The following is a 13,570-nucleotide window of genomic DNA, read 5'->3' as shown; positions in this document are numbered from 1 at the left end:
TAAAAAGGGAGGTATACAGTGTGAGTTCTATCGCTCAAAAAAAGGGCTTCGGCGCTACTATTTGGGACTTCATGACAACGGTCGACCATAAAAAAATCGCGATCCTTTATCTCATCTCAGGTGGTTTCTTCTTCCTGGTTGGTGGCGTAGAAGCGATGTTGATCCGTATTCAGTTGGCGAAAGCTGGAAATGATTTCCTGAGTGCCGGACTATATAACGAAATTATAACAATGCACGGTACTACCATGATTTTCTTGGCGTCGATGCCAATATTGCTGGCTTTCATGAACGCGATTATGCCTTTGCAAATCGGTGCGCGTGACGTAGCTTTCCCATTCTTAAACTCACTTGGTTTCTGGTTGTTTTTCTTTGGTGGAATTTTCTTGAACCTTTCTTGGTTCATGGGAGGCGCACCGGATGCAGGTTGGACGAACTATGCTTCGTTGGCGCTGGCATCAGAAGGGCACGGAATTGATTTTTATACACTGGGATTGACGATATCTGGTTTTGGTACATTGATTGCAGGAATTAACTTCCTGGTAACCATTATCAACATGCGTGCTCCTGGTATGACGTATATGAGAATGCCATTGTTCACGTGGACAACTTTTGTTGCTTCTGCTTTAATATTGTTGGCATTTCCACCACTTACAGTCGGACTTTTCTTCATGATTTTTGACCGTTTGTTCGGTGCTAACTTTTTCGCAGTTGATATGGGTGGTAACACAATTATTTGGGAGCATTTATTCTGGATTTTTGGTCACCCTGAAGTTTACATTCTTATTTTGCCGGCTTTCGGTATTTTCTCTGAAATCTTTGCAATCTTTTCACGTAAACGCTTGTTTGGATACACGGCACTTGTTTTTGCCACCATCCTAATCGGTTTTTACGGGTTCATGGTTTGGGCTCACCATATGTTTACAGTCGGCTTAGGGCCAACGGCTAACGCTGTGTTTGCCTTAGCAACTATGATCATCGCTGTCCCAACCGGTATTAAAATCTTTAACTGGTTGTTAACCATTTGGGGAGGAAACATTTCCTTCACAGTCCCAATGATTTATGCTGTAGCGTTTATTCCTTCATTCGTAGCAGGCGGAGTTACAGGAGTTATGCAAGCAATCGCGCCATTGGATTATCAATTGCATGATTCTTACTTTATCGTAGCTCACTTCCACTATGTTATTGTCGGCGGTGTTGTATTGGCGATTCTAGCAGGTACACATTTATACTGGCCAAAAATGTTTGGAACAATGCTTAGTGAAAAACTTGGGAAATGGACGTTCTGGTTCTTCTTTATCGGATTCCATTTAACATTCTTTATCCAGCATTTCTTAGGCTTGATGGGTATGCCGCGCCGTGTTTACACGTTCGGAGCAGACCAGGGCTGGGATTTGTTTAATGCCATCAGTTCAGCAGGTGCTGCGTTTATGGCAATCGGAGTCATCATTATGCTAGTTAACGTAGTAATGACAACGATTAAAAATGAGCGTGTCGGCAACGATCCATGGGGCGATGGCCGTACGTTGGAATGGGCGATTCCATCTCCACCGCCATTCTATAATTTTGCACAAACTCCATTAGTTCGCGGTCTTGATACGTACTGGATCGAAAAAATGGAAGGCAACAAAAAAGGCATGATCTTCGCTGAACCTCTGGGCGATATCCACATGCCGAATGGTTCGATCATTCCTTTCGTGATGTCGCTTGGGATGTTCATTGCTTCATTCGGAGCTTTGTACTTCCTCGATGGCGATAAGCCATGGGCGTTAGCAGTCTTGGTTATCGGTCTGTTGATCCTGTTCGGCTCAATGCTCTTGCGTTCATTGAAAGACGATCTAGGATTCCATATTACGAAAGCAGAATTGCTTGAAGACGCGAAGGGAGGCAAAACCGATGGACATTAATCAAAAATATACCCCTCAATCATGGCCGGATCATCCTGAAACGGCTACGTTGGAAGGGAAAAATAAGTTTATTGGTTTCTGGTTGCTTCTTGCTGCGGAGACAGTAACGTTTGCTTCGCTTTTCGCAACTTATCTTGCATTAAAAGACAAAGGACCAAGCGGCATGGAGTATTCTGCCGCTGGACTTTTTGAACTGCCACTAGTCTTTGCAATGACAATGATTCTATTAACATCTTCACTGACAAGCGTTTATGCAATGTATCACATGAAAAACCATAACTTTAAAGCGATGCAGGCATGGTTAGGTATAACTGTCATTCTTGGGGCGACATTCCTAGGACTGGAAATTTATGAGTTCAACCACTATGTTCACTTAGGATTTGGTTTTACAAATAGTGCTTTTAGTTCTGCATTTTACGTTTTAGTTGGAACGCACGGGGCCCACGTATTATTTGGTCTAAGCTGGTTTATTGCACTGATGATCCGTAACTCCAAACGCGGACTAAATATGTACAACGCACCGAAGTTCTACCTTGCTTCGCTATACTGGCATTTTATTGACGTCGTATGGGTATTCATCTTTACTGTCGTCTATTTGATGGGAGTGATCGGATAATGGCACACGATACACATGTTCATGTTAGATCGCAGGCGGAATTTGAGTACGTAAAGAAAAAGAGAGCAGACGAAATGAGGGGACATTTAGCAACCTTCGCAATTATGATCTTTTTGACATTGATTGCCTTTACGATGGTTGCAGCTGGATTTTCGACTTATCTAATTGTTCCAATCATTCTTTTGCTGGCGGGTATTCAAGTCATTCTTCAACTGTATTATTTCATGCATATGAGCGGTAAAGGACACGGCATGATTGCGTTCTTTATGTTCAGTGGCATGTTTGTTGCTTTTATCACCGTTCTTACATTCGTTACAATTATTTGGTGGTAGGCTCTTTTAAACCCCTTACCTTTTCGAGGTAAGGGGTTTTTATGCTTTTATGTAGGATTGTCTGGTTAGTATTAGTAGAAAAGAAAGTGTCGTGTTGTATGACTTGTCAGTCAGGAGAATCTTAGAGTAGGGCTAAAAAAACCTTGCTAAAATAAGTTTTATCTTAAGTGAGCGATTTCGCATTGTTCATAGTTCGTTCATTGATATAGTTTGCAACCCGCTATATAATGAGGGTACTTGAGGAAAAGGAGGTCCCATAACATGCCAATCAGTATCTTCGGGTTTCAAGCTTTGTGGAGTCCCGTTTACTTAGCAGTCCTCGTTTTGGTGACGATTTTATATTTTTTAGTGACTACCAAATGGCGCGGGAAGTTTAAAGAAAATCAGCCGCTTACCATAAGAGAAGCTGCGCTTTTTGTATCAGGCATCGTCCTACTTTATATTATTAAAGGCTCACCTGTTGATCTATACGGCCATATCCTCTTTACAATGCATATGATTCAGATGGCGCTGTTGCTGCTGCTAATTCCGCCGTTATTGATCATGGGGATACCTACTTATATCTGGAGAGCATTTATTGCCCTTCCAGTTATTAGACCTTTGTTTAACTTTCTGACGAGACCCATGCTGGCGCTAATCTTGTTTGGAATGATTTTTTCGTTTTACCATATTCCGATGGTATTCGATTTTGTTAAACAGGATGCATGGATTCACGGTGCTGTAAATATTGTGCTCTTTACCTCTGCTATTTTTTACTGGTGGCCGGTTGTTAATAACCTCGAAGGCATGCATAAGTTTCATGGCCTGAGTAAATTGGCATACTTGTTCGGATTGAGCGTTTTGATGACTCCTGCATGTGCATTGATCATCTTCAGCGGCACTCCTTTCTATGCTACCTATACAGATGGGGAAGCGTGGCTCCAGGCGATGGCCTTGTGTGTCCCTGCTGGAACCCTATCGCAATTAAATCTTTCGGGTCCTGAGCTATTTTCTACAATGTCAGCGATCGAAGATCAGCGCACCGGTGGCATCACGATGAAAGTACTACAGGAACTTGTGTTTACCGTATTCTTATGGCTTGTATTCCATGAATGGCTTCGCAATGAAACAGACAAAGCGGATGAAATTACTGCAAAAGTTTTGCAAGACCGCAAGGACATGGCTTATCACAGACATAACGCTTAATGAAACCTAAAGGAGAATAACTTAAATGAATTTGCCGCTATTGCCGACTATTAGTACTTTTTTTATCGTATTAAGCGCGATTTTGGTAGCGATTGGCTGGAACCTGATCCGTCGCCGTCAAATTGAAGCCCATAAGAAAGTGATGCTTGGAGCTGGTGCTGCGGCGCTGACTTTCTTCATCATTTACATGTCACGCACTATTTTTGTCGGGAATACCGCTTTTGGTGGCCCGGATAGCTTAAAGATCTTTTATACAGTTTTCTTGATTTTCCATATTATATTGGCAACTACTGGCGGTATTATGGGACTAATCACTATTTACTGGGGATGGAAAAACCAATTAGCGAAGCACCGCAAAATTGGTCCGATTACCAGTGTTGTTTGGTTTTCAACTGCAATAACGGGAGTCATGGTCTATTTGCTGCTTTACGTATTTTATGAAGGTGGCCACACAACTTCCGTATTCAAAGCTATTTTAGGCGGATAAAAAAAGGAACCCAATGAGGTTCCTTTTTTTATACTTTAAAATCAACTTTTATCATGCCGGCTTCACGAGCAGAAGTGAACAAAATTACAATTAATGGACCGACGAAGAAACCGAGAAAGCCGATCAATTGCAGTCCAATAAACATCGCGACCAATGTTGCCAGTGGAGACAAACCGATTTGTGTCCCCATAACTTTTGGTTCGACCGTACGTCGAATAATTAGCAATACGAGTGCCAAAATAGCTAGCTGCGTTCCTTGAACAATATCCCCGGTGATAAATTCGTATATAAACCAAGGTGTCAGGACGATGATCGATCCTAAAATAGGAATAAAGTCGATTAACCATATCAACAGCGACATAACGATGGCATACTCAGGAGAAATGAATGCCAAAGCAATAAGAGAAACGACAAATATGATGCAACTAACAAGAAATTGTGCTTTTAAAAAACCAAAAATGACTTTATTCAAACGTGCAAACATAAACCGTACTTTTTCAGCGGTGGAATCTTTAAATCGATTGAATAGCATAACTTTTAAATCAGGCAAATCAAGCATGAATAAAAACAATGCAATGAGAAATACGATAAAGCTAACTAGGAAAGAAGGGATGCCTGTCAACAAGTTGGATACCGTATCGTAATTGACAATCGTTAAGATCCAATTACGAATCCCTTCCATGAATCCTGCCAGTTCAGTTTCAAATGAAGATATCACTTCGACTGGCATATCTTCTGTGGATCGAAAAAAGAAACCCTGAAACTCATCCCACATGACAGTCAAGGAGTTGATATACTCCGGAACCATTTTTGAAAACTGAATAATTTGCCCGATTAATTGAGTAACAATCCAGTAAAGCAAACCGGAAACAACCACCAAGAACAGAATGAATACGGATATAACGGCTGATTTCCTGTGCCATTTGAATCTTTTATGTATAAAATTTACAAGCGGTTCCAAAAAAATAGCCGTTATTAAGGCGATGATCAACGGAATAGATACTGGTAATATGTATATCGAAATTAAAATCAAAGCTGCTAGAACCACAGCGATTGTTACGGTTTTTTTCGTCAACCACTTCACGGATAGAATGCCCCCTTAAATATGAAATGCCCATCATTGTTTAAAAAAACCGCAGTTCAATTACTGAACTGCGGAAATTTTATACCTTAATTTCGAAACCTTGAACTTCCTTCTTAATGGAAGTCAATAGTCCGATACACGTTTTAATCAAGTGTTCTGGGAACTCCTCATCTTCACCGTACTCGATGCCATGCGGATAATAATGTTTGCCAAGTGCTGGCTTCATGACACGCATTGTTGCATCGTTGGAATCGACATCGCCATTAGTGGCATATGCGAATACACGCAAATAGTAAGTACCTTCGCGAATGATGAATTTGCGGTCGTAAGTAACACGCTCGTAATCCCATTGACCTTCTTTAGTCAAACCGTGTTTGTTCATAATGCTTTCAAGTAATTCGATATCTACATGAATGTTTTCAAGTCCTGTATTTTCAAAATACATAGGATCTCTCCTCCTCTATAACAAAAAAGACTACATACTCCTTTAATAATAGATCATAATTTAAGTTGTTGCAATGGCTAGATTGTGTCAGTGTAGAGGCGGCTGTTATAATAATGTAGATACAATAGTAAAGGGGCTGTTCGATTGAAAGACTTGCTGCGCATTATGATTTTTCTATCGATAGTTCTAATCGGTTTGTTTTATTTGGATCCATCAATAAATGAAAATGAAGTACTGGAAGCACCACAAACGGTAGATCCCTTGCCAAGTGAAGATATCGTAGATGAAACCTTAGATGTTGATCGTCCTGCTACAGGGATATCAAGTTTTATCGGCGAATCAAGTGATGCATGGTTGGAACAATACGGTGAACCTGAGCGGAAAGAACCTTCCGCTTATGGCTACGAATGGTGGGTTTATAACGCCAGCTACTCTAATTTCATCATGACAGGAGTAAAAGATGGAAAAGTGGTTCAGGTGTATACGGCAGGGACTGCAGTAGATGCAACTCCCTACAAGATTGGCCAAAACCTCGATGAAGTTTATCGCTTTACGATCCTGGAAAATGAAGTAACAGTTAAATACGAAAAAAATACTTATACCTTTAATGTTACGTCTGAAGACATGGACAAACGGATTCTCGTCAAATTTGATGGCGTCTATGCGCAATTGTATATTGATTCTGAAGACCGTGCTCTTGAGGCCGTTCGCTTTATGGATGCAGAGACGTTAATTCGCCACCAGCCTTACGATCTGATGTATTCTGGTGAGTTATTGCCGAAACAGACACCCTCCTCAACGCTGCAGCGATCAATAGACGAAGGAAATGCCAACCAAATTATTGACTTAGTAAATGTTTACCGCTTGCATCATTCAACAAGGCCATTAATTGTTAGCCCGTTGGCAAATAGAGTATCAGAAGAAAACAGTGAAGACATGGCTAAACAAAATTTCTTGTCGGAAGAAATGGAAATCACCGATCTTCATGGCCGTTTGGAACAGGCTGATATTGTTTTCGAACAGGCTGCTGTTAATACTGCCACTCGCTATTTTGACGCAGCGGAGACGGTACATGGCTGGATCAATTCAGATTCCCATCGCAACACATTGCTTAGCGATGAATACAACCAAACAGGAGTCGGGGTGTTTGGCAAATACTATACCCAGATTTTTCTTGAGAAAGAACCTGTTACTGCTTTAGAGCAATAGCAGGCTCTTTCTGTTTGGGGACGATAAAAAAAGATCCGGTTGCGGTTGCAATATGCTTGCCGTCTTGCTGAAAAATGTTTCCTTCGATCACCAATGTGTGCCTGCCACTGCGGATGATGCGTGCTTCGGCGTTAATAGTGTCTTCATCGGCTACCGTCAAGTAATGAATCGTCAAGTTTGTCGTAACCGCACCAAAGCCTTGCTGGCATTTGCTGTTGGCGAGTGTACCCATTGCTGTATCAAGAAGAACTGCCAGAATTCCACCATGTGGGATATTAATATTATTGTGGATAAAGGCGGTATTCGGTATAGTGACAATTGAAGAACGGTCGTCGGTGACACGTGTCATGTTCAATGCAGCGCTTAAATAAGTTGCGAATTCACCTTGCTGCTTTTTCTCGAAACTTGCTAAGTAATCGGTTAACATCTCAAGATCTTCAGGACTGCTGTTTTTTACAATACGTGCAAATTGATCAGTTATAAGACTCATGCTGCCAATCCTTTCTTGTCTATAGTGAAATACAAAAAAATCTGCTATGATTAAAGCGTAAAGGAGGAAATGCTATGATTATGACCTATGAATGGGCTGAAATCACTGACTTTGCGGACGAGCTAAGTGACATGATCCTACAATCAGAGCAGGCTGATCTTTACAGAGAAGCATATGCCTCTGTCTATAACGATAAAATACTTGCGGACGAGATCCATGCTTTCGCCAGATTAAAAGACCAATATGAAGAAGTTCAGCGGTTTGGCAAATACCATCCAGAATACTCGCGGGTGATGAAACAAATCCGTGTGGACAAACGGCGCTTGGACCTCAACGAAAAAATAGCCAATCTGCGTTTGATGGAAAATGAATTGCAGGATTTGATGGACCAAGTAAGTTTTATCCTTGGTCGATCGGTATCGGAAGCAGTAAAGATTCCTTCTTCCAATCCATTCTTCTCATCGGATTCTTCCTGTGGCGGCAGTTGCGGCACAGGCGGCGGATGTTCTTGTTCAGCTTGACCGGTTAATTCTAAATAGCTCCATAAAAAAAGTGCAACGCTTGCGTTGCACTTTTTTTATATACGTTATTCTTCCATTTCTGAAATGAGTGCGACGGCAAGATCAGGTCGGTCGGTGATAATGCCTTTTGCTCCTGAATCAATTAATGTGCGTATTGCATCTGCTTCGTCAATGACCCAATAATGCACGGGGATGTTTAAGTTCCCCAAGAATGCGATAAAGCGGGGAGAGTCCAAACGAAACACGGAGGACTTCACGGGAATTTGAAATACATCTGCACGCGGCTGATACAAATGGCCAAATTGGCTATTGAACGATGCAAAGGCTTTACGGACTTCGTTTTCGCCTGCGCCAATTGCCACACGATTTTGGGCATATAAATTGAAACGATCGATTTGTTCGTCGTAAAACGAAGTGACAGCTACCCGGTCCTGTACTCCAAGTGAGTCAATCAAGCGCCACAGTTTGGAAGGGACCAAGCTGCCTTCATACGTCTCTGGATCGTCTTTAATATCAATATTGATATACATCTGCGGGAACTTCTCCATCAATTCACGGAGCAGTACAACCTGTTCATTTTTGCCGCGGAATGAATGCTTGCCATCTAAGTCGATAAAATGATAGCCGAGATCAAAGGCTTTCAACTGAGCCAGTCCCATATCTGCCACTCTGCCGGCTCCATCTGTAGTCCGGTCGATGTATTCGTCATGAAAAACAAGAATTTCTTCGTCTTTCGTCATGCGGATGTCAATTTCAAAACCGTGTACACCCAGTTCAGCGGACTTGTTAAACGCAGCCCAAGTATTTTCCGGTGCCAATTTGGCGCCGCCACGATGTGCAAGAACGATTGGGCGTTCATAATTCAATACTTCTTTAGCCGGACGCAGCTGTGGAGTTGCCAAAGCTTTCGATCCTGCCCAGGCAGCCGCGCCGACAGCAGCAGCTGCTATTCCGATTTTTGTCTTTTTCCCCATACCTTGTGTGACCTCCCTGAAATTCTGTAATAAAAACAGTATAGCGAATTGCATGCTGTACTGTCAGTTTATTCGGTTGCGGCTTTTTTCTTTCCTATGGTATTCTAGAAGCTAAGAAAAGAGGGATACTTATGCATGATCGCCAAGGCCTCATTGTCTATGTGCATCATTTGAAACAAGCTAAATCGCTGCGGAAGTTTGGGCATGTCCATTATATTTCCCGCAAATTGAAATACGTTGTCCTCTATATGGATCAGGATGCCATTGAAACGACCAAAACGAAATTAAACAAACTGCCATATGTAAAACAAGTGCTCGAATCTTATCGTCCATTGCTGAAAACAGAATATGAAAACGCCAAGCCTGATAAAGCAAAAGAGTACGATTACAAAATCGGTCTTTAATTATTGCATTGGCGGAATGTAATGATTCAATCTTAATACCGAGATCAAGTGGCTATGGTAGAATTTTCTATCTGCATACACAGATGAGTGTTTGACTTTCATTTTGATTGGGCTATGGCCAAGTTCTGAAACGGTCTGCTCAAAAATGTCCAAACGTTTGGAATCAAGTGGAATTCCTTCACGGCAAAGATAAATTGGCATGAAATTACCTTCAGATGCCGGTTTAAATACAGCTGCGATAGATAGTACCTCTTGTCCCTTTGGGTTTGTGGAAACAAAAACGAATCCATGCATAAAGCGCTGCTGGTTGCTGTTGATGAGTTCGCGGAGTTCGTAAATGTCTCCGTATCCTTCACCAAGTTCAATAAAACGTTGAATCATCGGGTCACGTCCTTTCCAGTCTTCATTTTACCATTATGCACTAAAAATGCATCAAGAAAATCATTTAAGTTAGAGGCGATAATATGCGTGTAGTAGCAGGCTCAGTTAAAGGGATTCCGTTAAAGGCGGTACCTGGCAATTCAACCAGACCGACCACAGACAAAGTAAAGGAATCCATTTTTAATATGATTGGCCCTTTTTTTGATGGCGGCTACGCTTTGGATTTATTTGCAGGCAGCGGCGGGTTGGGCATCGAAGCTCTAAGCCGTGGAATTGATCAAGTCATTTTTACCGATAAAGACAAACGCGCCGTCGAAACGATTCAGGCGAATTTGGAAAAAACACGCTTGACGGATCGTGCAGAAGTGTACCGGGCGGATGCGGAGCGTGCAATTAAAGCAATTAAGAAAAATGGGATACAGGCAAGGCTTCTTTTTTTGGATCCGCCGTATCATTTGGTGAAGCTCTACGACCTAATGGACAAAGCAGGAGAATTGGAAATTGTCACAAAAGATGCCATTATAGTCTGTGAACATGAACGGAATGTAGAGCTTCCAGATCGAACCAAGTATTTTGAGCGGTACAAAAAAGAGCTTTACGGCAGCACCATTATTTCAATTTACCGTTATCAGGGGGAAGAAGGAGAACACATTGACTAAAATTGCCGTAGTTCCAGGGAGTTTTGACCCGATTACGATGGGACACCTGGATATCATCAAGCGAGCATCAAAGATTTTCGATGAAGTGAAAGTAGTGGTCATGAATAATTCATCTAAAAATCCGTTGTTTAATGTCGATGAACGCATGCAGCTAATAGCGGAAGTTACACAATCCATTCCAAACGTCCAAGTGGATTCATTTTCCGGTTTGCTGATAGATTATTCAGTAGAAGTAAAAGCGAACGCCATTATCCGTGGATTGCGTGCAGTCAGTGATTTTGAATACGAGATGCAGATTACCTCGATGAACCGTTTTTTAAACGAAGACATTGAAACTTTATTCATGGTTTCAAATAACCAGTATTCATTCCTAAGCTCGAGCATTGTTAAAGAAGTTGCGAAATACAAAGGCAATATTACTGGCCTGGTTCCCAAGGCTGTTGAAAAAGCACTTTATTTAAAATTTCAGTAAGTCACGAACTTCGTGGCTTTTTCTTATGGAGATCCAATAAACTGACGATTTGATCCATAGAAAGGAAGAGCTGCATGAAAAACAAACGATTAGTTATTTTCGTCATTGTTATGGCGCTTGTAGTTTTTCTGTCCTCTTATCAATTAGACGCTTATATTACAAGACCGGGCGGTGCATATGAGCTATCGCCACTGGTTGAAGTAGCGGGCGGTGATGAGGATGATGCAGGGACTCTCAGCTTGATGACGGTTTCGATGCTGACAGCTACGCCTGCGCTGTACGTGTGGTCCCAATTTCAGGACGGTTATAAAATCTTGCCTCCGGAACAGGTCCGAAGTCCTCATGAAAGTGACGAAGAATACAATGTGCGCCAGTTGAAACTCATGTCGGATTCGCAAGTCAATGCTTTGCAAATTGCTTTCGAACAGGCGGAGCTGCCATTTGAAATTAACAATAATGGCGTCTTTGTTCTAAATATTTCGCCGGGTGGAGCCGCAGACGGCATTTTGTCGCCTGGCGATCGGGTTTTGGCAGTAGATGGCAATAATTTTACCGAAATGCAGGAGCTTATTGATTATTTAAGTGATAAAGAGGCTGGACAATTAGTAGAGGTACTTTATGAACGCGAAGATCGCGAAATCAGCACGGACATTGAATTGGCACCATTGCCGACGGATCCTGATCGGATAGGATTAGGAATTTCTTTTGTGGAAGACAAAAGCATTGAAACGACACCTGAAGTAGACATCGATTCTGATGCCATCGGCGGGCCGTCAGCGGGTTTGATGTTCACGCTCGAAATTCTCAATCAATTGGTGGATGAAGACATTACAAAAGGCTACAATATCGCCGGCACCGGAACGATGGAGAGCGATGGATCTGTAGGAAGAATCGGGGGCATTGACCAAAAAATCATGGCGGCCGATTCTGCAGACATCGATATTTTCTTTGCGCCAAATGAAGCAGTGGATGGTGGCGGCGATAGCAATTACGCAATTGCCGTTGAAACTGCGGAAAAAATCGGTACGGCGATGGAAATTGTTCCAGTAGATACCATCGAAGACGCATTGACATTTTTAGACGAGCTTCAGCCCCGGTAAATCGGCGGGGTGGCAAATTCTTTTTTCAAATCCATGCAACCCACACCTTGCAAGTACATGGCAGTGGCATGAATATCAAGTTTCCCCATCGGGCCATCCAGATCAGCTGCGCGGCTCACTAGGGGAAGCGCGATGTTCTTTTTTATGTGCTTTAAATAAAGTCTTCCTTTGTCAGACATGCCAAGAAGCCTAATATATTCTGGACCTTTGAATGAACGCAGGCTTTGCCATGTAAATCCTGTAAAAATATGTGTCAGCATTCGCTGGATGCGGGTTCTTGTAAAGCGTTTTGATTTGACAAGCGTGATGAAAGATTCAAAGCTGTCTGCCGTTTTTGCTGACTGATAAATCAAATTCTCGATGCCTTCGGTTACTTCGGCATACTGTTTCAGCCGCTCTGGGCCATCCCGTAAAATAGTAAATCGCAGCAACGCATAAAATGCTTCCCAGCTGCCGAAAGTGCCACAATCATTTTCAATTTGCTTCAATGTTGCGATTGACGTTTGTGGCATGTAAGGCGACAACTGTTCAACAGAATCTCCTTTAAAAAAAGCTTCCCGAATTCCGGTGGCGCTGGCAATCGGCAGCCCTGCTTGGATTGAGTCATGGTAATTGGCGCCAATTCGTTGAATTGTCAACGGCTGCATTGCAGAACCAAGGCGTTGGGCGGCTTCCAAATAATGAAATCCTAAAATATTGTTCGGCTGCGCCAAATCAGCAAAGCCTTCCCGATCAGCCGTCAAAGCCTTGTAAGCAGTGTTTAGAGCTTTCGGGTAGCTGATGCCTGTTTGGACAGCCTCGTGGATGAGGTGCTGGTATTCAGCTGCTTGTTCGGTCAATAGCTGGCGGGAGTTCAGGAAAGGTGTAATTGATCCTTGTTCACTGCCAAAACAGAAAGAAGAACAGCCAAGTGCATGGAGCAATGCAATTCCGCCTTTAGCAAAATCGGATGCTTGAGCCGTCGCATAAACATAAGGAAGTTCAATTACCAAGTCAATTCCGGCATCCAATGCCATTTGTGTTCGTGCCCATTTATCCGCAAAGGCTGGTTCTCCGCGCTGCAGAAACTGTCCGCTCATAACGGCAATGACGAGATCTGCACCGGACTCATCCCGCGCCTGTTTTGCGTGGTGAAGATGCCCATTGTGGAATGGATTGTACTCAACTATAATTCCTACAGCTTTCAATCTGCTCACCTCTTTGGTAGAATTAAATCTAGTATACCGATGTTTGAAATAGAGTGACAAGATTTTTTCTTGACATCTTTTTCTGTGCATTATATAATCAACTTTGTTGTCTTGAGGTGA

17 protein-coding genes are annotated in these 13,570 nt (G+C 42.4%); 11 read left to right on the top strand and 6 right to left on the bottom strand.

What is annotated here, in order from left to right:
- The first annotated feature begins 20 nt into the window (after window positions 1-20).
- The 5 genes from AC4EG4_RS02905 (at window position 21) to AC4EG4_RS02885 (ending at window position 4,524) form a co-directional block, all read left to right on the top strand.
- The gene (locus AC4EG4_RS02905) at window positions 21-1,904 is read left to right on the top strand and encodes a cytochrome c oxidase subunit I (protein WP_490977810.1); all 1,884 of its coding nucleotides are present in this window, start codon (window positions 21-23) and stop codon (window positions 1,902-1,904) included.
- Window positions 1,894-2,520, top strand: a complete 627-nt coding sequence (locus tag AC4EG4_RS02900; protein ID WP_308786113.1) for a cytochrome (ubi)quinol oxidase subunit III — start codon at window positions 1,894-1,896, stop codon at window positions 2,518-2,520. The genes AC4EG4_RS02905 and AC4EG4_RS02900 overlap by 11 nt, the downstream gene beginning before the upstream one ends.
- Entirely contained in the window at window positions 2,520-2,852 is a 333-nt protein-coding gene (gene ctaF, locus AC4EG4_RS02895; RefSeq protein ID WP_490977811.1) for a cytochrome c oxidase subunit IVB, read from the top strand. Before AC4EG4_RS02900 ends, ctaF begins: the two co-directional genes overlap by 1 nt.
- Before the next feature lie 261 nt (window positions 2,853-3,113).
- A complete protein-coding gene (ctaG, locus tag AC4EG4_RS02890; RefSeq protein ID WP_490986872.1) occupies window positions 3,114-4,037 on the top strand; it encodes a cytochrome c oxidase assembly factor CtaG in 924 nt (307 codons plus the stop codon).
- A 25-nt stretch (window positions 4,038-4,062) separates the two neighbouring features.
- Window positions 4,063-4,524, top strand: coding sequence for a DUF420 domain-containing protein (locus tag AC4EG4_RS02885; protein ID WP_490977813.1), 462 nt, complete (start codon window positions 4,063-4,065; stop codon window positions 4,522-4,524).
- Between the two features lie 28 nt (window positions 4,525-4,552).
- Here the strand turns inward: AC4EG4_RS02885 and ytvI are convergent, their stop codons facing one another.
- Together ytvI and AC4EG4_RS02875 are read right to left on the bottom strand one after the other, a co-directional pair.
- Window positions 4,553-5,608: a sporulation integral membrane protein YtvI gene (gene ytvI / locus AC4EG4_RS02880; protein WP_490977814.1), complete on the bottom strand. Its 1,056-nt coding sequence runs from the start codon at window positions 5,606-5,608 to the stop codon at window positions 4,553-4,555.
- A gap of 79 nt (window positions 5,609-5,687) precedes the next feature.
- Window positions 5,688-6,053, bottom strand: a complete 366-nt coding sequence (locus tag AC4EG4_RS02875; RefSeq protein ID WP_490977815.1) for a YugN family protein — start codon at window positions 6,051-6,053, stop codon at window positions 5,688-5,690.
- Window positions 6,054-6,197: 144 nt separating this feature from the next.
- On the opposite strand from AC4EG4_RS02875, the gene AC4EG4_RS02870 reads away from it, so the two are divergent.
- Window positions 6,198-7,262, top strand: coding sequence for a CAP domain-containing protein (locus AC4EG4_RS02870; RefSeq protein ID WP_490977816.1), 1,065 nt, complete (start codon window positions 6,198-6,200; stop codon window positions 7,260-7,262).
- On the opposite strand, the gene AC4EG4_RS02865 is transcribed toward AC4EG4_RS02870, so the two are convergent.
- Complete coding sequence (locus tag AC4EG4_RS02865; RefSeq protein ID WP_490977817.1) at window positions 7,243-7,752, bottom strand: PaaI family thioesterase; 510 nt, start codon at window positions 7,750-7,752, stop codon at window positions 7,243-7,245. The genes AC4EG4_RS02870 and AC4EG4_RS02865 overlap by 20 nt on opposite strands.
- A gap of 74 nt (window positions 7,753-7,826) precedes the next feature.
- On the opposite strand from AC4EG4_RS02865, the gene AC4EG4_RS02860 reads away from it, so the two are divergent.
- Window positions 7,827-8,273 (top strand): YlbF/YmcA family competence regulator, encoded by a 447-nt coding sequence (locus tag AC4EG4_RS02860; protein ID WP_490977818.1) that lies wholly within the window; start codon window positions 7,827-7,829, stop codon window positions 8,271-8,273.
- Between the two features lie 65 nt (window positions 8,274-8,338).
- On the opposite strand, the gene AC4EG4_RS02855 is transcribed toward AC4EG4_RS02860, so the two are convergent.
- Entirely contained in the window at window positions 8,339-9,247 is a 909-nt protein-coding gene (locus AC4EG4_RS02855; RefSeq protein WP_490986871.1) for a glycerophosphodiester phosphodiesterase family protein, read from the bottom strand.
- A 131-nt stretch (window positions 9,248-9,378) separates the two neighbouring features.
- Between AC4EG4_RS02855 and AC4EG4_RS02850 the strand changes: the two genes are divergently transcribed.
- Window positions 9,379-9,651, top strand: coding sequence for a YlbG family protein (locus AC4EG4_RS02850; protein ID WP_490977820.1), 273 nt, complete (start codon window positions 9,379-9,381; stop codon window positions 9,649-9,651).
- Here AC4EG4_RS02850 and AC4EG4_RS02845 read toward each other — a convergent pair whose 3' ends face one another.
- Window positions 9,652-10,032: a DUF7147 family protein gene (locus tag AC4EG4_RS02845; protein ID WP_490977821.1), complete on the bottom strand. Its 381-nt coding sequence runs from the start codon at window positions 10,030-10,032 to the stop codon at window positions 9,652-9,654.
- 83 nt (window positions 10,033-10,115) lie between these two features.
- Between AC4EG4_RS02845 and rsmD the strand changes: the two genes are divergently transcribed.
- The 3 genes from rsmD (at window position 10,116) to AC4EG4_RS02830 (ending at window position 12,263) form a co-directional block, all read left to right on the top strand.
- Window positions 10,116-10,691 (top strand): 16S rRNA (guanine(966)-N(2))-methyltransferase RsmD, encoded by a 576-nt coding sequence (gene rsmD / locus AC4EG4_RS02840; protein WP_490977822.1) that lies wholly within the window; start codon window positions 10,116-10,118, stop codon window positions 10,689-10,691.
- Window positions 10,684-11,163, top strand: a complete 480-nt coding sequence (coaD, locus tag AC4EG4_RS02835; protein ID WP_490986870.1) for a pantetheine-phosphate adenylyltransferase — start codon at window positions 10,684-10,686, stop codon at window positions 11,161-11,163. The genes rsmD and coaD overlap by 8 nt, the downstream gene beginning before the upstream one ends.
- Before the next feature lie 74 nt (window positions 11,164-11,237).
- On the top strand, window positions 11,238-12,263 hold the full coding sequence (locus tag AC4EG4_RS02830; protein ID WP_490977824.1) for a SepM family pheromone-processing serine protease: 1,026 nt from the start codon (window positions 11,238-11,240) through the stop codon (window positions 12,261-12,263).
- Here the strand turns inward: AC4EG4_RS02830 and AC4EG4_RS02825 are convergent.
- Window positions 12,251-13,450 (bottom strand): nucleotidyltransferase, encoded by a 1,200-nt coding sequence (locus tag AC4EG4_RS02825; protein WP_490977825.1) that lies wholly within the window; start codon window positions 13,448-13,450, stop codon window positions 12,251-12,253. The genes AC4EG4_RS02830 and AC4EG4_RS02825 overlap by 13 nt on opposite strands.
- Between the last annotated feature and the right edge of the window lie 120 nt (window positions 13,451-13,570).

The sequence above is a fragment of the Planococcus sp. TJ-201 genome, assembly GCF_058268495.1.
This window is presented reverse-complemented; position numbering and strand designations above follow the sequence as displayed.